Origin of the sequence: Streptomyces sp. PA03-6a (assembly GCF_033792765.1) — a bacterium.
Taxonomy (GTDB): Bacteria; Actinomycetota; Actinomycetes; order Streptomycetales; family Streptomycetaceae; genus Actinacidiphila.
Genome location: NZ_JARAVK010000061.1, coordinates 21,867 through 42,784 on the forward strand (window position 1 = coordinate 21,867; position 20,918 = coordinate 42,784).

14 protein-coding genes and 2 pseudogenes are annotated in these 20,918 nt (G+C 69.8%); 12 read left to right on the plus strand and 4 right to left on the minus strand.

Annotation, left to right across the window (positions count from 1 at the left end):
- Positions 1-63 precede the first annotated feature (63 nt).
- A complete protein-coding gene (locus PV350_RS17025; protein ID WP_499514418.1) occupies positions 64-2,052 on the plus strand; it encodes an ATP-dependent DNA helicase in 1,989 nt (662 codons plus the stop codon).
- 105 nt (positions 2,053-2,157) lie between these two features.
- Here PV350_RS17025 and lexA read toward each other — a convergent pair whose 3' ends face one another.
- Positions 2,158-2,928, minus strand: a complete 771-nt coding sequence (gene lexA / locus PV350_RS17030) for a LexA family protein (RefSeq protein ID WP_499514419.1) — start codon at positions 2,926-2,928, stop codon at positions 2,158-2,160.
- A 535-nt stretch (positions 2,929-3,463) separates the two neighbouring features.
- Between lexA and nrdR the strand changes: the two genes are divergently transcribed.
- The 4 genes and pseudogenes from nrdR to PV350_RS17050 all read left to right on the plus strand — a co-directional run bounded on the left by nrdR (position 3,464) and on the right by PV350_RS17050 (position 10,408).
- Positions 3,464-3,976, plus strand: a complete 513-nt coding sequence (gene nrdR, locus PV350_RS17035; protein ID WP_499514420.1) for a transcriptional regulator NrdR — start codon at positions 3,464-3,466, stop codon at positions 3,974-3,976.
- Between the two features lie 127 nt (positions 3,977-4,103).
- Positions 4,104-7,013: a vitamin B12-dependent ribonucleotide reductase gene (locus PV350_RS17040; protein WP_500334626.1), complete on the plus strand. Its 2,910-nt coding sequence runs from the start codon at positions 4,104-4,106 to the stop codon at positions 7,011-7,013.
- Positions 7,014-7,299: 286 nt separating this feature from the next.
- Positions 7,300-7,885: pseudogene (locus PV350_RS17045) on the plus strand (dienelactone hydrolase family protein).
- A gap of 1,176 nt (positions 7,886-9,061) precedes the next feature.
- Positions 9,062-10,408 carry a replication-relaxation family protein gene (locus PV350_RS17050; protein WP_500334627.1) on the plus strand — a complete coding sequence of 449 codons (1,347 nt, stop codon included), beginning with the start codon at positions 9,062-9,064 and terminating at the stop codon, positions 10,406-10,408.
- 330 nt (positions 10,409-10,738) lie between these two features.
- On the opposite strand, the pseudogene tnpA reads toward PV350_RS17050, so the two are convergent.
- Positions 10,739-11,133: pseudogene (gene tnpA / locus PV350_RS17055) on the minus strand (IS200/IS605 family transposase); the annotation flags it as partial.
- Between the two features lie 23 nt (positions 11,134-11,156).
- Here tnpA and PV350_RS17060 point away from each other — a divergent pair.
- Positions 11,157-12,323 carry an RNA-guided endonuclease InsQ/TnpB family protein gene (locus PV350_RS17060; RefSeq protein WP_500334629.1) on the plus strand — a complete coding sequence of 389 codons (1,167 nt, stop codon included), beginning with the start codon at positions 11,157-11,159 and terminating at the stop codon, positions 12,321-12,323.
- A gap of 135 nt (positions 12,324-12,458) precedes the next feature.
- Positions 12,459-13,067 (plus strand): YdbC family protein, encoded by a 609-nt coding sequence (locus PV350_RS17065; protein ID WP_499514449.1) that lies wholly within the window; start codon positions 12,459-12,461, stop codon positions 13,065-13,067.
- A 39-nt stretch (positions 13,068-13,106) separates the two neighbouring features.
- On the opposite strand, the gene PV350_RS17070 is transcribed toward PV350_RS17065, so the two are convergent.
- Entirely contained in the window at positions 13,107-13,898 is a 792-nt protein-coding gene (locus tag PV350_RS17070) for a VOC family protein (protein WP_499514450.1), read from the minus strand.
- Positions 13,899-14,107: 209 nt separating this feature from the next.
- Between PV350_RS17070 and PV350_RS17075 the strand changes: the two genes are divergently transcribed.
- The 3 genes from PV350_RS17075 (at position 14,108) to PV350_RS17085 (ending at position 17,596) form a co-directional block, all read left to right on the plus strand.
- On the plus strand, positions 14,108-14,773 hold the full coding sequence (locus PV350_RS17075; protein ID WP_499514451.1) for a phosphoglycerate mutase family protein: 666 nt from the start codon (positions 14,108-14,110) through the stop codon (positions 14,771-14,773).
- A gap of 55 nt (positions 14,774-14,828) precedes the next feature.
- A complete protein-coding gene (locus PV350_RS17080) occupies positions 14,829-15,731 on the plus strand; it encodes an ADP-ribosylglycohydrolase family protein (RefSeq protein WP_499514452.1) in 903 nt (300 codons plus the stop codon).
- 215 nt (positions 15,732-15,946) lie between these two features.
- Entirely contained in the window at positions 15,947-17,596 is a 1,650-nt protein-coding gene (locus PV350_RS17085; protein ID WP_500334632.1) for a DUF4153 domain-containing protein, read from the plus strand.
- 59 nt (positions 17,597-17,655) lie between these two features.
- On the opposite strand, the gene PV350_RS17090 is transcribed toward PV350_RS17085, so the two are convergent.
- On the minus strand, positions 17,656-19,203 hold the full coding sequence (locus tag PV350_RS17090; RefSeq protein WP_499514454.1) for an MFS transporter: 1,548 nt from the start codon (positions 19,201-19,203) through the stop codon (positions 17,656-17,658).
- A 110-nt stretch (positions 19,204-19,313) separates the two neighbouring features.
- Between PV350_RS17090 and PV350_RS17095 the strand changes: the two genes are divergently transcribed.
- A complete protein-coding gene (locus tag PV350_RS17095; protein WP_499514455.1) occupies positions 19,314-19,907 on the plus strand; it encodes a TetR/AcrR family transcriptional regulator in 594 nt (197 codons plus the stop codon).
- 94 nt (positions 19,908-20,001) lie between these two features.
- A complete protein-coding gene (gene rnhB, locus PV350_RS17100) occupies positions 20,002-20,697 on the plus strand; it encodes a ribonuclease HII (protein WP_499514456.1) in 696 nt (231 codons plus the stop codon).
- Positions 20,698-20,918: the final 221 nt, after the last annotated feature.

Consider the following 20,918-nt stretch of genomic DNA (forward strand, 5'->3'; position numbering starts at 1 on the left):
GCGGGCGCCGGTACGTGCGGTGGCGACCGCGGTGTCAGTGCCGCCCCGTAGGCTGGTTGCCCTATGACACAGCCCGCGAAGCCCGCCCTCACCGACCTCCTCCACGCCGCCGTCACCGCGGTCGGCGGAGTGGAGCGCCCCGGCCAGGTCACCATGGCCGAAGCCGTCGCCGAAGCCGTCGACAGCGGCTCCCACCTGCTGGTCCAGGCCGGCACCGGAACCGGCAAGTCGCTGGGCTACCTGGTGCCCGCGCTGGCGCAGGGCGAACGGGTCGTGGTGGCCACCGCGACCCTGGCCCTGCAGCGCCAGCTCGTCGAGCGCGACCTGCCGCGCACCGTCACCGCGCTGCAGCCGCTGCTGCGCCGCGAGCCGCAGTTCGCGATGCTCAAGGGCCGCTCCAACTACCTGTGCCTGCACCGGCTCCACGAGGGCGTGCCGCAGGACGAGGGCGACGGGCTCTTCGACCAGTTCGAGGCCGCGGCGCCGACCAGCAAGCTCGGCCAGGACCTGCTCCGGCTGCGCGATTGGTCGGACGAGACGGAGAGCGGCGACCGCGACGACCTGACCCCCGGCGTCTCCGACCGCGCCTGGCAGCAGGTCTCGGTGACCTCCCGCGAGTGCCTGGGCGCCTCGCGCTGCGCCTACGGCGCCGAGTGCTTCGCGGAGGCGGCGCGCGAGCGCGCCAAGCTCGCCGACGTCGTGGTCACCAACCACGCGCTGCTGGCCATCGACGCCCTGGAGGGCGCGCCCGTCCTGCCCAGCCACGAGGTGCTGGTCGTCGACGAGGCCCATGAACTGGTCTCGCGCGTCACCGGCGTCGCCACGGGCGAGCTCACCCCCGGCAGGGTCAACCGGACGGTGAAGCTCGCGGCCAAGCTGGTCAACGAGAAGGCCGCGGACGCCCTGATGAGCGCGTCGGAGGGCTTCGAGCGGCTCATGGAGCTGGCCCTCCCCGGGCGTCTGGAGGAGCTGCCCGAGGATCTCCGCTACGCCCTGATGGCGCTGCGCGACGCCTGCCGTCAGGTCATCACCTCGCTCGGCGAGACCCGTGACCGCTCCGTGCAGGACGAGGACGCCGTGCGGAAGATGGCCCTCGCCGCCACGGAGAACGTCCACGAGGTCGCCGAGCGCATTGTGGAGGGCTCCGAGTACGACGTCGTCTGGTACGAGCGCCACGACCGCTTCGGTGCCTCGCTGCGGGTCGCCCCGCTCAGCGTCTCCGGACTGCTGCGGGAGAAGCTGTTCACCGAGCGCTCCGTCGTCCTGACCTCGGCCACGCTGCGGCTCGGCGGCGACTTCAACGGGGTCGCGGCCTCGCTCGGACTGGCGCCGGAGGGCACCGTGGCCGCCGAGGGCGAGGAGGAGCCCCCGGTGTGGAAGGGCGTCGACGTCGGCTCGCCCTTCGACTACCCCCGGCAGGGCATCCTCTATGTCGCCCGGCATCTGTCGCAGCCCGGCCGGGACAGCGGCCGCGAGGACATGCTGGACGAGCTCGCGGAGCTGATCGAGGCCGCGGGCGGTCGTACGCTCGGGCTGTTCTCGTCCATGCGTGCGGCCCAGGGCGCCGCCGAGGCGCTGCGCGGCCGCATCGACCACCCGGTCCTGCTGCAGGGCGAGGAGACCCTGGGCGAGCTGATCCGCCGCTTCGCCTCCGACGCCCGCACGTGCCTGTTCGGCACCCTCTCGCTCTGGCAGGGCGTGGACGTGCCCGGGCCGAACTGCCAGTTGGTCGTCATGGACCGGATCCCGTTCCCCCGCCCCGACGACCCGCTGATGAGCGCGCGCCAGAAGGCGGTGGAGGACAGGGGCGGCAACGGGTTCATGGCGGTCGCCGCCACGCATGCGGCCCTGCTCATGGCGCAGGGCGCCGGCCGGCTGGTGCGGGCCTCCGGGGACCGCGGGGTCGTCGCCGTCCTCGACCCCCGGCTGGTGACGGCCCGCTACGGCGGCTTCATCAAGGCCTCGATGCCGGACTTCTGGCAGACGACCGACCGCAACCAGGTCCGCCGTTCGCTGGCCGCCATCGACGCCGCCGCCTCGGCGGCCGAGTGACGCCACCGGGCACCCCCGGCAGAGCACGACAGCAGCCCCGGCACACAACGGGGCCCCGGAACCGGCGCAGAGGTTCCGGGGCCCGGTCACGGGCGGGTCCTTGGCTCAGACCCGGCGCAGCACCGCCACCACCTTGCCGAGGATGGTCGCCTCGTCACCGGCGATGGGCTGGTACGCGGCGTTGTGCGGCATCAGCCACACATGCCCGTCCTCGCGCTTGAAGCGCTTGACCGTGGCCTCGCCCTCGATCATCGCGGCGACGATGTCGCCGTTCTCCGCGACCGGCTGACGGCGCACGGTCACCCAGTCGCCGTCGCAGATGGCGGCCTCGATCATCGAGTCGCCGACGACCTTCAGGACGAACAGCTCGCCGTCGCCCACCAGCTGGCGGGGGAGCGGGAACACGTCCTCCACGGACTCCTCGGCGAGGATCGGGCCACCGGCGGCGATCCGGCCCACCAGGGGGACGTACGACGCGGACGGCTTGCCCGCGGTGTCCGTGGGCTGCGCCTGCGCGGAGTCGGACGCCCGCACCTCGTAAGCGCGGGGCCGGTGCGGGTCACGCCGGAGGAAGCCCTTGCGCTCCAGCGCCATGAGCTGATGGGCGACCGACGAGGTGCTCGACAGCCCGACGGCCTGGCCGATCTCGCGCATGGACGGCGGGTATCCGCGCCGCTGGACGGAATCCCGGATCACCTCGATGACGCGCCTTTGGCGGTCGGTGAGTCCGGAACTGTCCGCCCGGATTCCTGGAGGTCGTCCGGGTAGCGCTCGCGCGGGCTTTGGCGTCTCGTCGTTCATCGCTTCCATCGGGCGTAGCCGGTCCTGGGGGCGGTCATGGGCGGTCAATGTGGCGCTGTCGGCGGTGGTGGTCACGGCGGCCCCTCTCGAGATGTTCTCCCTAGTAGGACAACGGTAGTTGCTTTCGAAAGGTTGCGCCAAACACACGTTCGAGTGAATTTGCGCGGATCCAGTGACGCGATCAAGGTGTAGATGGTATTGATCGAATATGATTTCGAATTCATCCCGCATTCGGGATCCGAACGCCGTTTCCCCGGGCCGGTATTGCCGTGTCGCCCCCGTCCGCCCGCCCGGTTCCATGATGCGCGAGCCGTGACGATCCGTACACCCAGTGTGTCACCCGCGCCCCGGCTCTCCCGGGAGGCCGCGCGTCGCGTAGGCTCCCGTCCCGTCGGCGGGCCGCGACACGCGGTCCGCGCGATGGGCGCATATGGCCGCCACGCCACCAGATCTAGTGGTTGGATGGGGTCCAGCCCCCACAAGTAGTGGTCCCTGGGTCATCAAGCCCTTCCGGATCGCCTATGCTTGTGGCTGCTTCGGGGGGTCGTGACCGGCCCCTCGGGCTCAGAAGTCGTGCGCTCACCGTGGGTGAGGGAGGGAGAGGGAAACGATGCACTGCCCCTTCTGCCGACACCCCGACAGCCGCGTCGTCGACAGCCGGACCACCGACGACGGCACCTCGATCCGTCGTCGCCGGCAGTGTCCCGACTGCGGCCGCCGCTTCACCACCGTGGAGACGGCCTCGCTGATGGTGATCAAGCGCAGCGGGGTCACCGAACCCTTCAGCCGTAACAAGGTCATCGCCGGAGTCCGCAAGGCCTGCCAGGGGCGGCCCGTCACCGAGGACGCCCTCGCCCAGCTCGGGCAGCGCGTCGAGGAGGCGGTGCGTGCCACGGGCAGCGCCGAGCTGTCGACCCACGACGTCGGACTGGCCATACTCGGCCCGCTGAAGGACCTGGACCTGGTCGCCTACCTCCGCTTCGCCTCCGTCTACCGGGCCTTCGACTCGCTCGAGGACTTCGAGACGGCGATCGCCGAGCTGCGCGACCAGGGGCCACCGGACGACACCGGTGGGCGGGACCGGGACGGAGCCGTCCCGACCGCCGCCGTCGCCGCAGAGTAGCGGCGGCACACCGGTACGAGACTTGCCGGGCACCCGGGGGGTGTACCGGCCGTGAGAGACACAGACGCGGGAAGACCGCGGCGCTTCAGGGCGTTTTACCTGTAATGCCTGTAATGGGAGGCGGCACATGACAGAGACGACGAGCGGCCCGGCACGGAGTTCCCGAGCCAAGGCCGGCAAGGCGGCCGCGGCGGCTCCGGCCGCCAAGGGCCTGCGCATCGAGCGCATCCACACCACCCCGGGGACGCACCCCTACGACGAGGTGGTCTGGGAGCGCCGTGACGTCGTCATGACCAACTGGCGCGACGGCTCGATCAACTTCGAGCAGCGCGGCGTGGAGTTCCCCGACTTCTGGTCGGTGAACGCGGTCAACATCGTCACCAGCAAGTACTTCCGCGGTGCCGTCGGATCCCCGCAGCGCGAGAGCAGCCTCCGCCAGCTGATCGACCGCGTGGTCACGACGTACCGCAAGGCCGGCGAGGACCACGGCTACTTCGCGTCGCCCGCCGATGCGGAGATCTTCGAGCACGAGCTCACCTGGGCCCTGCTCCACCAGGTCTTCAGCTTCAACTCCCCGGTCTGGTTCAACGTCGGCACCGCCCAGCCGCAGCAGGTCTCGGCCTGCTTCATCCTCTCGGTCGACGACTCCATGGAGTCCATCCTCGACTGGTACAAGGAAGAGGGGATGATCTTCAAGGGCGGTTCCGGCGCGGGCCTGAACCTCTCCCGCATCCGCTCCTCCAAGGAGCTGCTCTCCTCCGGCGGCAACGCCTCCGGCCCGGTCTCCTTCATGCGCGGCGCGGACGCCTCCGCCGGCACCATCAAGTCCGGCGGTGCCACCCGCCGCGCGGCCAAGATGGTCGTCCTGGACGTCGACCACCCCGACGTCGAGGCCTTCATCGAGACCAAGGTGAAGGAGGAGGAGAAGATCCGCGCCCTGCGCGACGCGGGCTTCGACATGGACCTGGGCGGCGACGACATCGCGTCCGTCCAGTACCAGAACGCCAACAACTCCGTCCGCGTGAACGAAGAGTTCATGAAGGCGTACGAGAACGGCGAGAAGTTCGGCCTGCGCGCCCGGATGACCGGCGAGGTCATCGAGGAGATCGACGCCAAGGCGCTCTTCCGCAGGCTGGCGGAGGCCGCCTGGGCCTGCGCCGACCCCGGCATCCAGTACGACGACGTCATCAACCACTGGCACACCACGCCGGAGACCGGCCGCATCACCGCGTCCAACCCCTGCAGCGAGTACATGCACCTGGACAACTCGTCCTGCAACCTCGCCTCGCTCAACCTGATGAAGTTCCTCGACGACGACGGCAAGGGCAACCAGCGCTTCGACGCCGTGCGCTTCGCCAAGGTCGTCGAGCTCGTCATCACCGCGATGGACATCTCCATCTCCTTCGCGGACTTCCCGACGCAGAAGATCGGCGAGACCACCCGCGCCTTCCGCCAGCTGGGCGTCGGCTACGCCAACCTCGGCGCGCTGCTCATGGCGACCGGCCACGCCTACGACTCCGAGGGCGGCCGCGCGCTGGCCGGTGCCATCACCTCCCTGATGACCGGCACCTCGTACAAGCGCTCCGCGGAGCTCGCCGAGGTCGTCGGCCCGTACGACGGCTACGCCCGCAACGCCACCGCCCACAAGCGCGTCATGAAGCAGCACTCCGACGCCAACGCGGTCGCCACGCGGATGGACGACCTGGACTCCCCGGTCTGGGCCGCGGCCACCGAGGCCTGGCAGGACGTCCTGCGCCTCGGCGAGAAGAACGGATTCCGCAACGCGCAGGCCTCCCTGCTGGCCCCGACCGGCACCATCGGCCTGATGATGGACTGCGACACCACCGGGATCGAGCCGGACCTCGCCCTGGTCAAGTTCAAGAAGCTGGTCGGCGGCGGCTCCATGCAGATCGTGAACAACACGGTCCCGCAGGCCCTGCACCGCCTGGGCTACCAGCAGGAGCAGATCGAGGCGATCGTCGCCCACATCTCCGAGCACGGCAGCGTCATCGACGCGCCCGGCCTGAAGTCCGAGCACTACGAGGTCTTCGACTGCGCCATGGGCGAGCGCTCCATCGCGCCGATGGGCCACGTCCGGATGATGGCCGCGACCCAGCCGTTCCTGTCCGGCGCCATCTCCAAGACGGTCAACATGCCGGAGTCGGCGACCGTCGAGGAGATCGAGGAGATCTACTACGAGGGCTGGAAGCTCGGCCTGAAGGCGCTCGCGATCTACCGCGACAACTGCAAGGTCGGCCAGCCGCTCTCCGCCAAGAAGAAGGCGGACGAGAAGAAGGCCGAGACGGTGCAGGCCCCCGCCCCCGCCGCGGTCGAGAAGGTCGTCGAGTACCGCCCGGTCCGCCGCCGGCTCCCCAAGGGCCGTCCGGGGATCACCACCTCCTTCACGGTGGGTGGCGCCGAGGGCTACATGACCGCCAACTCCTACCCGGACGACGGTCTGGGCGAGGTCTTCCTGAAGATGTCCAAGCAGGGTTCGACCCTCGCGGGCATGATGGACGCCTTCTCCATCGCCGTCTCGGTCGGCCTGCAGTACGGCGTGCCGCTGGAGACCTACGTCTCGAAGTTCACCAACATGCGCTTCGAGCCGGCCGGTCTCACGGACGACCCGGACGTGCGGATGGCGCAGTCGATCGTCGACTACATCTTCCGCCGCCTGGCGCTGGACTTCCTGCCCTTCGAGACCCGCTCCGCCCTCGGCATCCACTCCGCCGAGGAGCGCCAGCGCCACCTCGACACGGGCTCGTACGAGCCCGCCGCCGAGGAGGTCGACGTCGAGGGCCTGGCGCAGTCCGCCCCGCGCCAGACCGAGGCGCCCAAGCCGGCCGTCACGGCCACGCCCGAGGCCGTCGCGGTGACCCCGGCGCCGAAGACCGCGCACAACTCCACGGAGCTGCTGGAGATCCAGCTCGGCCTCAACGCCGACGCCCCGCTGTGCTTCTCCTGCGGCACGAAGATGCGCCGCGCGGGCAGCTGCTACCTCTGCGAGGGCTGCGGCTCCACCAGCGGCTGCAGCTGACGCGGTGGCCGGCCTGATGGCCGAAGCCCGGTAGTGCCTGGTGGCGAGGGGGATCCGGATGCGTTCCGGATCCCCCTCGCGGGCTTTCGCCCGGGGGTTGCGGAGCCGCCGCGAAAACCCTTTGTCGGACCGCGGCGAGCCCTACTACTTTCGGGAGGCCGTGCGAGAGAACGAGGAGGTGGTACCCGTGAACGCAGTATCGACATGGGTGCTCCCCTCCGGGGTCACGGTCGAGCGGTAGGTCGTCCGGGAGCGCCGTTCACGAGCACTCCCGAAAGGCACGACCATGCGATTCACATCCGAGCAGCGCCTCGACGACGGCGTCCTCGAGCGCGAATTCACCCGCGGCGAGATCCCCGGCACCCTGTGGACGCCTGAATCTGCCGCACCCACCCCGCTGATCCTGATGGCCCACAACAACGGCCTGCCCAGGGCGGATCCCCGGCTGGTGGCCCGGGCCCGGTACACCGCGCCGCGCGGCTACGCGGTGGCCACCATCGACGCGGCCGGGTGCGGTGACCGGCCCCGTTCCGCCGCCGACGAGCAGGCCCGTGCCGACCTCCGGCGGGCGATGCAGGCCGGCGAGCCGGTCGACGAGATCTTCGAGTCCTTCGTCGGCCCCTTGGTCGACAACGCGGCCCCGGAATGGCGGACCACGCTGGACGCCCTCCTTGAGCTGCCCGGGATCGGCGGCCGGTCGGATACTCCGGGGGGTGGACCGCCCTCGGCATCCGGCTGGCGGTGGTCGAACCGCGCATCGCGGCCGCAGGTTTCTTCGCCGGGGGGTACGTGCCTATCTGGGCGGGCACACCGGCACCCCGTGGTTCGAGCTTGAGGACGGACTCCGGTTCTTCGACCGGCACCTGAGGTGAGGCCGGGCCGGCGGCGGACGGTAGGCGGTGCCGGCCAGGACGCCGCTCGTCGAGGACAGGTCCCGGCCCTCCTCGATGGCGGTGGCCGGCAGATGATCCCCGGTACGCCGGATCCGGTACTCCCACGCGTGTCCTCCCGAAGCACACCGCTTCGGGAGGACATGCGGCGTTAAGGAGCCAGCCGGTGGCCGTGCCCTAGCTAGGGGTCCGCCCCTGCGCATCATTGGAAGACGATGGCCTGGATACCACATCGTGCACGACACGTCGACGACCGATGCTGGTCGGGGTTTCTCGCGAGGACGACCTGTCGTGCCTTCCGTAGTAGGTGACTTTTTCCATTTCGATGACCGTCCTTTCGGTAAGCCGTGGCAGTTCTCGGCGGCGAGGCCTAGTTAGCCGTGGTTACGAGGTGTGCGACGGTGGGCGTGGCGTGGTATCGGTCGGGTTTGCCGCTCGGGCCGTGCCGAATTCTCCTGTCGAGGTCATCTCAAAGAGGGTGATTTAGACGGCTGCGCGCTGACCCGCCATGGGTCGGGCCTTGGTGGCCTGGACCGGTTGTCGTTCTGGTCGCCGAGGTGTCGGGGGCCAAATACAGTCGGGGCCGTCATGCGGGAAACGCCCTCCAGTGTTTGCATAAGCCATGCGAGCCCTGTGGCCGCCGCTGGCAAGCTAGGTGCACTCCGTGACGGTATCCACGATGTACATCTCGCTCTGGGTGGACCCTTCGCAATAGCTGGTGAGTTCCTACTCGCATTGGCCAGCTATCTTTCCGAGGAGCGTGCATCTATGCACGCAGGCTTGAGGGAGTTGGGTGGGGGGCAGGGGGCTCTGGGCCAGGAGCCACCTCGTGCCGCCGTCGGCAGGTTCGAACCACGCAGAGCGTTCCCTACAGTCCTTACTACACTGCGCCCTACGGTGTGTATCCGCATTCAGTGATGTGTTGTCGCAGGTCATCCCACACACCAGCCGTTGGTCGACGCCTCGACAGCCCCTTTGTTTCTGCTCCTCCTGGTGTTGTGTGTCAGTGGGTGGTGGTGCAGTGGACGTGCAGGACTTCATGGGTGGTGCCCCAGGTGCCCGCCCCAGCCCTTGTCTCCCGCTCCCGCTGTGGCGGTGCGGAGACGGTCCCGCGGGTGGGATGGGCGGAGGCCGCGAGCCGTAGAGAGGTGAACGTGCATGACGAGCGCGAAGCAGTGGCGGTTTGGGTCGACGGCGCGAACGCGGAGTCTCGTGCTGTTGGCGCTTGGGGTGGTGAAAGTCGCTACGGCTGCGCAATTGCGCCAGCTGATTCTGCCGGGCACTGTCGACACTCAGACTGTCCGTAATGCATGCAAAGATCTGCGAGATGCTCGGCTAGCGGAGTCGATCGGCAAAGTGAGCGGCACGAATTCTCTAGGGCGGCCGGTTAGCGAGCATCTGTGGAACCTCACCGCGGTCGGATTGAAGGCGGCGGCGACGGAACTGGATCGGGTGCCTGGCGAGATGGGCGGGACCGCGCGAGCGGCAGCCAAGGTCGGCGCGACGCATGCGGTTAAGGTGACCGATGCGATTGATGCTTTCCTGCAGACGCCGTTGCAGCAGACTCGACCGGTTGTACGCCATATGACACAGAACGCCGGCCGCCCGGTGAGGCCGCTGCCTGTCAGGCCTCCGGGACTGGGCACGCTACGTGGCTGGCAGACCGAGGTCGCTCTTCCCGTTACTGGTACCTTCACCGCACCGGGCAAGGGAAGTCTGCGCGCTGACGCGGTCCTGACCGCGCCGGAGGACGGTTTACCGGTGCTGTTCGTGGAGGTGGACAACGGCACGGAACCGCCCGCTAGGGTGGCAGACAAGATTGCACGCTACCGCCGTTTCTTCCAGCGCACCGTGAAAAGCCACAGCGGGCTGGTGGTCCCCCTCTGGTCCACGTTCTGGCAGGCTTCCGGTCGCGACGGCCTGCCTCCCGTGGCGTTTGTCTTCACGAAACAGGTCGGTCGCACCGCGATGCAAGCGCGCATCCAAGAGGTCGCTCGTCTGTCCAGGGAGCATTGGCAAGGCATCTGGCATTCCGGCTATCACACCCCGTACGACGAGGACGGGGACGGCTACAGGGACTATGCACAGGTGGTGCCTGTCCTGGCCACCACACTGGACCGGCTGCGGCAGGACGGCCCACGCGGGACGATCTGGTGGCGCTTCGACCACGGCTCAGCCCAGGCTCTCGCGGAAGCCCTTTTCAACTTCGACGACATCCATGCCTACATCCGCCGAGAGGAACAACGTCACGCAGCCCGGCGAGCCGCCGAGGAGGAAGAAGAACGCCGGCAGGAGGACAAGTACAGGCAATGGGAGGCATCGCTGTGGTCATGCCCCTCCTGCGGCGGCGACGTCGACCCGGAAGATAGCCCTGGCTTGATCCGCGGCGATGAATGCCTGCACTGCCGTACGCAGCGCGAAATCATTGCGACTGAAAGAGCTCAAGGGGAGGCCGAGTTGGATCAGCGGCACGGCAACAGGCTGTTCGGCTGGCTCAACGGCTGATGCGACCTCTGCGCGTGGGGTGGATGCGTGCCCAGCGGCGGGCGCTTACCAGCGCTGGGAGTCCTTCGTGATCACCTTCTGGTGAACTTGGGCGAAGCGAGGAAGGCGAAGCGGTCTGCTTGCTCAAGGCCAGACCATCCGCGATGAGATCACCGATCTACTTCATTATTGAGTCCGCTCGCGCCGCAGTATCACCAGCGCGAGCACGGAGGTCGTGACGAGCAGGACTGCGCCCGTGCCGAATGCGAGGCGAAAGCGGGCGGTGACGGCGGACGCAGCGTCGTGCCCATCGGCGCCGAGGGCGTCCGTCCGGGAGCCGGCGAGGGTGGACACTGCTGTCAGTGGTGCACCACCGCAGGGCCCAGCGAAGCCGGACGGGGACCACAAGTGTTCGCCCCACAGGTACTTGTTGATGTGAGTATGGAAGTCCTGGCGTAGGCGGCGGGCTGAGACGCCTTTGAGGCTGCCGACGAGCCGGGACAGGGCCACGGACGGCAGGTGGTGTACGAGAAGGTGCACGTGGTCGTTCTCGCCGTTGAACTCCCGCAACTCCCCCGCCGAAGTCCTCGCAGACCTTGCGCACGATTCCTCGCACCCGGTGAGGATTGTGTCGGTGAAAACCCTTTGTCGGTACTTGGGTATTAGGGCCAAGTGGGCATGGAAGAGGTGCGGATAACGCTTCCACCGCTGTGTACATCGGGGTATGGATCCCAGCGTGGTGATATAGATCAATGATAGAGTTGCGTGTGTGAAGGTTGTGGTACAGGTCAAGTTGGCGCCGGATGCCACCCAGGCGTCGGCGCTCTTGGTGACCCTGCACGCGGCCAACGACGCGGCGAACTGGGTATCCCAGGTCGCGTACGAGCGGGGCGTGCCGCGCGAGTATGAGTTGCGTAAGCACACCTACGTTCAGCTCAAAGAGCGTGGGTTCGGTGCACAAGCAGCCCAACATGTGATCAAGAAGGTGCGCGATGCGTACAGCACGCTTCACGCCAGCCTCCGTACCGGGAATCTGGGCCGTGAGGGTTCCAAGCGAAGGATCAAGGCCGAGTCTAAGCCGATCGCTTTCCGGCCTGAGGCAGCCCAGCCGTACGATGACCGTTGCCTGTCCTGGCAGTATGACGCCCGCACCGTGTCGATCTGGACCCTTCACGGCCGAATCAAGGGCTTACGGTTCGCCTGTTCCCCAGAGGCGTTGAAGACACTTCAGAAGTATCGCAAGGGTGAGAGCGACTTGCTCGAACGCGACGGGATATTTTACTTGATCGCCACGTGCGAGGTGCCCGAGGCCGAGCAGTACGAGCCGGACGCCTTCATCGGTGTGGATCTAGGTATCGTCAACATCGCCACTACGTCCACCGGTTACCAGGCTGCCGGACGATGCTTGAATCGGTACCGCAAGCGGCAACTGACCCTACGCAAAAAGCTGCAGACAAAAGGTACCAAGTCCGCGAAGCGGCGACTGAAGGCCCGTGCTCGCGCGGAAGCGCGGCACGTCAAGAACACCAATCACATCATTGCCAAGACGATCGTGACCGAGGCTGAACGCACCGGATGTGGCCTGTCCCTGGAAGAACTCAAGGGCATCCGCATCCGGGTACGGCTCCGTAAGCCCCAACGGGTTGCACTCCACACCTGGGCCTTCGCCCAACTCGGAGACTTCATCGTCTACAAAGCACGCCGGGCCGGAGTCCCGGTCATTTTTGTCGACCCCGCGTATTCCTCCAAGGAATGTGCTCAGTGTGGGCACGTCGACCGGCTCAACCGGATTTCCCAAGCCAAGTTCGCATGCCGGTCGTGTGGCGTCGTTGCGCACGCGGACCGGAACGCTTCCCACGTCATCGCACGTCGCGGTGAGAGCGTGTGGACTGCGGGGCGTGAGTCACGCGTCCCGGCCGCCCAGCTCAGAAGCTGAACGGCTCAGACGCGGGAGGTTCCCTCACAGCCAGTGGGGCTCTACCCGCAAGCCTGGTTCTTTAGTGCCAGGTAGTTGACGGGAGTTGGTCCTCCGATGGTCGGGAGGGCCGCCGGCGGGCCATAGGATGGCGCGGTGCTGGTGAAGTGGATTCGCTGCGGAATCGTCGATCGTGCCGGATTCGAGCGCGGGCAGCGGAAATGGGCCAACGGGCTCATGGGGGAGCCGGGGTTCCGGGGGCAGGGTGGCGGCTGGAGCCGCAGCCAGCCGGGCGTCGCGCACCTCTTCGCGTTCTGGGAGGACCGCGAGTACTACGACGCTTTCATGGCCGGCGCGCACGACCGCCTCGCGGCCGCCCAGGCCGGCACCTACGAGAGCCTCGGCGTCAAGCTCTTCGAGCACCGCCTGGACGTCAAGGTCGGCTTCCGCCCCCGCTTCGCCGACAGTGACCTGCTGCGGCTGGCGCACTGCAAGGTGCGGCCGGACCGCGTCGAGCACTTCGTGCTGATGCAGGAGAAGGTCTGGAACCCGGCCATGGCCGGCTCCCCGGGGATGCTGCGCGGGGTCTTCGCGCAGGGACCCGCGTCCGACTTCCTGGTGCTGTCCATGTGGGACTCGGCGTCCGAGCACGCCAAGTACCGGGACGGCTCCATCCTGCGACTGTCCGAACGTGCCGATCTCGACGCCGACGTCCTCACCGTCGCCGGTGACGTCGTCGACCTGGAACAGACCTGGTCGATATGACGGCGCGGCGACCGGGGACCGCCCCGGGAGCCGCCGCGGTCAGCCCTTCCCGCTCTGTGCGGGGCGGGTGATCACCGAGAAGTACGCGCCGTGCGGGTCGTCGAGCACGGCGACCCGCCCGACGTGCTCGAGGTCGAACGGCGGCACGGAGACGCTGCCCCCGAGCTCGGTGGCTCGCGCGGCGGCCGCGTCAGTGTCGGCGACGGAGAAGTAGTGCATCCAGTGCTGGGGTATCTCCTGCGGCCAGGCGTCGTTCATCAGCAGGATGCCGCCGAACTTCCGGTCCGTTCCCTCCACTTCGAGCTCGGTGTACGAGCTGTCCCCGGCGAACGGGTGCGTCTCGCCCGTCCAGCCGAAGACGTTGCGGTAGAAGGCGCGGGAGCCGTCCACGTCCCGGGTGTTGAGCTCGATCCAGCACAGCGCGCCCGGCTCGTCGAGCAGGCCCGCGCCGCTGAACCGGCCCGGCTGCCACGCGGCGAACTCCGCCCCGTGCGGGTCCGTGAACTGCGCGAAGCTGCCCTGGTCGAAGACCGCCATCGGCGGTACGCACACCGAGCCGCCCGCCGCCTCGACCGCCTTGGCCGTGTCGGTCACGTCGCTCGTGGCCATGTAGGTGATCCACCGCGGCCGGTCGCCCTCGGCCATCACGGGCCCGACGGCGGCCACGTGCTCGCCGCGCAGGCTGAAGAAGGTGTATCCCCCGGCCTCCGGAGGGCCCGCCTGGGAGTCCCAGCCGAACAGGCCGCCGTAGAACGCACGGGAGGCCTCGATGTCGGGACTGCTCAGATCGGTCCAGCAGGGTGTGCCGGGAACGAACGACGTGGTCTTCATGGCGGCCTCCAACCGTGGCGCGCGAACGCGCCCCCCTCTTCATGCTGAGTCTGAGGTACGCCACTGACAATCGGGGGCGGGACGCCCGGCCTGTGGACGGAGCCGGCTACCGTCGCCCGGGGCCCGTGGCAGGCCTGCGGCGGGGCCTGCCCAGGGCTCCGCCGGGGACCGCCGCGACCTTGCTCGCGCGTACGAATTACAGTGAGGCCATGGCCCGACCGCGTCGCATAGTGCTCATCAGGCACGGAGAGTCCCAGGGCAATGCCGACGACACGATCTACGAGCGGGTGCCCGACCACGCGCTGACCCTCACCACGAGAGGTGAGGAGCAGGCCCGCGCGGCGGGCCGGGAGCTTCGGGAGCTGTTCGGCGAGGAGCGGGTGCAGGCCTTCGTCTCGCCATACCGCCGGACGCATCAGACCTTCCACCTGCTCGGCCTCGAGCCGTGCCGTACCCGCGCCAAGGAGGAGCCCCGGCTGCGCGAGCAGGACTGGGGGAACTACCAGGACGCCGAGGACGTGCAGCGGCAGCGCAAGGCCAGGGACGCCTACGGCCACTTCTTCTACCGCTTCGCCCAGGGCGAGTCCGGGGCGGACGTCTACGACCGCGTCGGGTCCTTCCTGGAGACGCTCTACCGCGCCTTCGACAAGCCCGAGTTCCCGCCGAACGTCCTGCTCGTCACGCACGGGCTCACCATGCGGCTGTTCTGCATGCGGTGGTTCCACTGGACCGTCGACGAGTTCGAGTGCCTGTCGAACCCCGACAACGGTGAGACGCGGATGCTGCTGGCCGAGCCCGACGGCCGGTACCGGCTCGACCGGCCCTTCGCCCGCTGGCGGACCACCGACTCCGACCTGGCGCGATATCACGGGTGAGATTGCGCACAGGACGATTGACCCGGGTGGCACCGGATGTCAGAGTTCTCCCGCCATGACCGCTGACCCCCATGACCTCCCACGCCGCCGCGCGCTGTCCAGCCTGCGCGGTCTCGCCCTGGGCGACGCCCTCGGGTCCCAGTTCTTCGTGCCGGCGCACTACCCGGCACTGCAGGGCCGCACGCTGCCGCCGGGAACCTGGCAGTGGACGGACGACACCGAGATGGCGTGCTCGGTCGTCGCGGTCCTGGACTCGCACGGCGCCGTCGACCAGGACACCCTGGCCGCCTCCTTCGCGGCACACCACGACTTCGACCGCGGCTACGGTCCCGGCGTGAACCGGATGCTGCGGCTGATCCGGCAGGAAGGCGCCGACTGGCGCACGCTCGCCGCCGAGATGTTCAACGGCCAGGGTTCCTGGGGCAACGGCGCCGCCATGCGCGTGGCGCCCCTGGGCGCCTGGTACGCGGGCGAGCCGGAGAAGGCCGCCGAGCAGGCCGAACTGTCGGCGTACACCACCCACCAGCACCGCGAGGCCGTCGTCGGTGCGATGGCCGTCGCGGCCGCCGCCTCGCTCGCCGCGGACCCGGCCGGCCCCGGCGACCCCGCGGACCTCATCACCCGCGTCGTGGCGCTGCTGCCGCGCAGCGCCGTGCACGCCGGGCTGCGCCGCGCCGTCGACATGCTCGACTACGACGACGTGGCCACCGTCGCGGCCGTCCTCGGCAACGGCCGCCGCACCAGTGCGCACGACACCGTCCCCTTCGCCCTGTGGTCCGCCGCCCGGGGCCTGGGCGACTACGAGGGCGCCTTCTGGACCACCGCCCGCGCGGGCGGTGACGTGGACACCACCTGCGCCATCGTCGGCGGGATCATCGCCGCCGGCGCCGGTGGCGAGCCCCCGCGGGAGTGGCAGGAGCGGTGTGAGCCCCTGCCGGAATGGCTGCCCGCCGGCTGAGCCGCGCCCCGGCCCGCTCGCGGGCCTCCCAACCCTCTGCATTGTCACGGCCCTGTCACAGACTGCGCCCTCGGGCCCGTACCGCGTTCGCGCAGCTCGTCGGCGCGCCTAGCCTGTCGGCCACGCCGTCCGGCCGATCTTCGCCGGACGCGCAGTCGAGCACCGGTCCCGCGCGCAGCCCCCGGGCGCCGTGCGACCGGCGGGGAGGGGTTCTCATGTCCGACACGCCGTCCGACGCCGCGCCGACGGCGCAGGCGTCCGCGCAGGCACATCCGCAGGCACCGCTGCAGAAGCACGGTCCACCCGTCCATCCGGCGCCGCCGTACCCGCGTCCCTGGACGCCTCCGCCACCGCCCCCGCCGCCGGCGTGGGTGATCGCGAGCCGGTCGCGGAAGCCACGCCCCGCACGCCCCGCCGTGCTGTGGACGGCGCTGCTCACCGGTGTGCTGGCCGCGGTCCTGCTGCGCGGCGGCCTGGGGATCAACCTGTTGCTGGTGAGCGTGCCCGCCGCGGCCGCGGCCGCGGTCGCCGCCCTCGACCACGGACGGCGGCTGCGGCCCTGGTCGGCCCTGTGGGCGGTGGCAGGCCTGACGCTGCTGCTCGTCCCGGCACTGCGGGACGCCTGGTGGCCGTCGTTCCTGGCCGTCGTCGCCGCCGCCTTCCTGGGCTCGCTGGCCCTGCACGGCGGACGCCGCTGGCCGGGCGTCCTGCTCGGCGGCGCCGGGCTGTGGTTCGCTCCGGCGTCCGCGATCGGCTGGGCGCTGCGCGGGCTGCGCGAGCGGTCCGCCCACGACCGGAGCCGGCTGCTGCCGATGCTGAAGACCGTCGGCGTGACCGTCGTGCTCCTGGTCGTCTTCGGCGCGCTCTTCGCGGGGGCCGACGCGGCGTTCGCCGACCTGCTGGGCGACCTCATGCCCGATGTGACCGTCACCGACCTCCCCCTGCGCGTCCTGCTCCTCCTCGTCGGGACGCTGTTCGCCCTCAGCGCGGCGTGGACCGCCGCGGCGCCGCGCCGCTGGGACCGGATCGAGGTGAAACCGGGACGCGCGCGCCGGCGCGCCGAGTGGGCACTGCCCTTGGTCGTCCTCGCCGCGCTGTTCGCGGCCTTCAACGCCGTCCAGCTGGCGGTGCTGTTCGGCGGCTACGAGAAGGTGCTGGCCAAGACCGGCCTGACCTACGCGCAGTACGCCCGGCAGGGTTTTTGGCAGCTGCTCGTCGTCACCCTGCTCACCGTGGTGGTCATCGCCCTCGCGCAGCGCTGGGCGCCGCGCGGTACCGACCGCGACCGCGTGCTCGTGCGCTCCGTCCTCGGCACGATCTGCGTGCTGACCCTGGTCGTGGTCGCCTCCGCGCTGCGTCGCATGGATTTGTACGTCGACGCGTACGGGCTGACCCGGCTGCGGATCTCGGTGGCGGGGGTGGAGCTGTGGCTCGGGCTGCTGATCGTCCTGGTCATGGCGGCCGGGGTGTTCGGCGCGCGCTGGCTGCCGCGCGCCGTGGCGGTGAGCGCCGCGGCGTCCGTCCTCGCCTTCGGGCTGCTGTCGCCCGACGCCCTCATCGCCGACCAGCAGGTGAGCCGCTACGAGAGCACCGGCAAGATCGACCTGGAGTACCTGCGGCACCTCTCCGCGGACGCCGTCCCGGAGCTGGACCGGCTGCCGGAGCCGCAGCGCTCCTGCGCCCTGGAGATGATCGTCGAACACCTCTACGAGGACGGCACCGAGGCCTGGTTCACCACCAGTCTGGGTGAGGTCCGGGCGCGGTCGCTGCTCGACGGGCGCCCGCCGCAGACCGGCGGCCGGCCGTGCGACGCGGCGGGGCTGCCGGGCTTCTACGACGAGTGGGGCGACCCGGTCTTCCCGTGAGGTGGAACGCCGTGTGCCGCCGCCCCGGCCTCCCCTCGGACCGGGCGGCGGCGCCGGCGTCAGGCCGCGGGCACGCCCGCGCTGCCGCTGAGCGCCTCCAGGTCGCTCTTGCGGACCCGGATCACGAACAACGCCGTGACCAGGGCGAGCGCGACGAGCCCCACGGCCGCGTAGAACGCGGTCGAGATGCCGTGCGCGAGGACCTCGTGGCCCCACGGCGGCGGCAGTTCGTGCGTCCGCTGGAAGGCGGCCTGCTGCTCCCGGGTGGAGTGGGCCAGGAAGTCCGGGACGAGACCGGTGGCCTTGTCGCGGCTCGCGGTGCCGAACACCGTCACCAGGATGGACAGTCCGAGCGAACCACCCACCTGCTGCATCGCGTTCAGGAGCCCGGAGGCGGCCCCCGCCTCGTGCTGGGCGACGCCGGAGACGGCCGTCAGCGTCAGCGTGACGAAGTTCAGGCCCATTCCGAAGCCGAAGAGCAGCATGGGACCGAGCACCCCGCCCACGTAGCTGCTGCCGGGGTCGATCAGCGTCAGCCACGCCATCCCGGAACCGGTCAGCGCCGAGCCGGCCACGAGGAACGGCTTCGGCCCGAGCACCGGCAGGAAGCGGGTGGACAGCCCTGCCCCGGTCACGATCGCCGCGGTGACCGGGAGGAAGGCGAAGCCCGCCGCGATGGGGCTGTAGCCGAGCACGTTCTGCACGAAGATGACGATGAAGAAGAACATCCCGAACATGGCCGCGGCCAGGCTCAGCATCATCAGGTAGGTGCCGGAGCGGTTGCGGTCGGCGAACATCCGCAGCGGGGTGATCGGTTCCCGGGCCCGCCGTTCGATGACCACGAAGGCACCGAGCAGCACGACGGCGGCCGCGAACGAGGACACGGTCAGGGTGTCCCGCCAGCCCGAGTGGGCGGCGCGGATGAAGCCGTAGACCAGCGAGGCCATGCCGAGCGTCGAGGTGACGGCTCCGGCGACGTCGAACCGCCCGGGGTGCCGCTGCGACTCGCTGATGAAGCGCGGTGCCAGGAAGGCGATCAGCAGGCCGATCGGCACGTTGACGAAGAACACCCAGCGCCAGTCGAGCCAGTCGGTGAGCATGCCGCCGGCCAGCAGGCCCACGGCGCCGCCGCCCGCGGAGACCGCGGCGAACACGCCGAAGGCCCGGTTGCGCGCCGGGCCCTCGGGGAAGTTGGTGGTGATGAGGGCGAGCGAGGTCGGCGAGGCTATCGCGCCGCCGACGCCCTGCAGGGAGCGTGCGGCGAGCAGTTGCCACGGCTCCTGGGCGAAGCCTCCGAGGAGGGAGGCGAGGGAGAACAGCAGGATGCCGAAGACGAACACCCTGCGCCGTCCGAGGATGTCGCCCGCGCGCCCGCCGAGCAGCAGCAGACCGCCGAAGGTGAGCGTGTAGGCGTTGAGCACCCAGGACAGGTCGGTGGTGGAGAAGGAGAGCGCGTCCTGGATGTGCGGGAGCGCGATGTTCACAATGGTGGCGTCCAGCACGACCATGAGCTGGCAGGCCGCGATCACCGCGAGTGCGATGCCCGGCCTGCCGTCGCGTCGCGCGGCTCCGGGCTTTCGTGGTGAGGTGAGTTGCCCAGTCGTCACGAGGTCCCCCAGTCGGTGACTTAGTGAACGGTCGCGTTCACTGTGTACGACACTAGGGTGATGGTGGTAGTGAACGCAAGCGTTCACTAGAGAGTGAATGAGAAGGTGCCATGACCATGTCGCAGGGAGCGGGGACCCGCCGTCGCGGGCCCGTTCTGGAGCGGGCGATCCTCGGAGCCGCTCTGGAGCAGCTCAGCACGGTGGGCTGGCGAGGGCTGACCATGGAGGGCGTCGCAGCCGGCGCCCAGACCGGCAAGGCGGCCGTCTACCGCCGCTGGCCGTCCAAGCAGGCCCTCGTCGCCGACGCCCTGCAGACGGCCTTCCCCGAGGTCCCCGACGTCCCGGACCTGGGCGGCCTGCGGGAGGACCTGGTCTTCCTCGTGCTGCGGATGCGCGAGGCGATGTACTCGCGCGGCGGGCTCGCCCTGCGCTCGGTGATCGACGAGTGCGACCAGGAAGCCGCCCACTGCTTCGTACGGCTGATCATGGAAGGGGTCGTCGAACCCACCAAGCACCGCATCCTGGACGTGGTCCGGCGCGGCATCGAGCGCGGTGAGGTGCGGCCCGACGCCACCGGTGACATCGTCGCCGACGTGGTGCCCGCGCTGATGATGTACCGGTCGAAGATCGGCGGCCGGGAGATCACCGAGGAGGACCTGATCGAGGTCGTCGACCAGGTGATGCTGCCGCTGCTGCGCCCCTGACGCGGTCGCCGGGCCGGCCCGCTCGCGACCTGCGGCCGTGCTCCCCGACCTGCTCCCGGCCGGTCCAACGCGGGAGCGTAGGCTAAGCCTTGCCATGGTCCACGAACCCCCCACCCACACCGTCGAGCGCTCGCTGCGCGCGACCCTCGGCGCCAAGGTCATCGCGGGCGTCGACGAGGTCGGACGGGGCGCCTGGGCCGGTCCCGTCACCGTGTGCGCGGCCGTCACCGGGCTGCGACGGCCCCCCGACGGCCTCACCGACTCCAAGCTGCTCACCGTCAAGCGCCGTACCGCGCTCGCCGGTGCGCTCACCGGATGGGTGAACTCCTTCGCGCTCGGCGACGCCTCCCCGGAGGAGATCGACGCACTGGGGATGACCGCCGCGCTGCGGCTCGCCGCCACGCGCGCCCTGGACGCCCTGCCCGTGCGTCCGGACGCGGTGATACTCGACGGCAAGCACGACTACCTCGGGGGTCCCTGGCGTGTGCGCACGGTCATCAAGGGCGACCGCTCGTGCGTGGCCGTGGCGGCCGCGTCCGTGATCGCCAAGGTGCGACGGGACGCGATGATGGCGGAACTGGGCGTCGACTATGCTCCGTTCGGCTTCGAGGACAATGCCGGGTACCCTTCGCCGGTGCACCGGGCGGCACTGGAGGAGCTGGGGCCCACCCCCCTCCATCGGCTGTCCTGGGCATATCTCGATACGCTGCCGCGTTGGCAGCACTTGAAGAAGGTCCGGGAGACCGTGGAGGCGGGGGAGACGGGTGAGCAACTCGGGTTCGACTTCTGAGCCGAGTTGTGACCTACCCGCCGCTGCGTTGTTCCGGTGCATTTGATAGACATCAGCACATGCCTCTCACCCCCGAGGAGCCTCAGATTCACGAGAGTGTCCCGGGTCCCCGCGTAGCCCCGGCCGCCGGCCGGCCCGCGCCGACCCCCCGTCCCGGACCGGGACGGCCCGGCCCCGTCCTCTTTACACATCCCCGCCCCCCCGAAACCCCCCCAACCCCC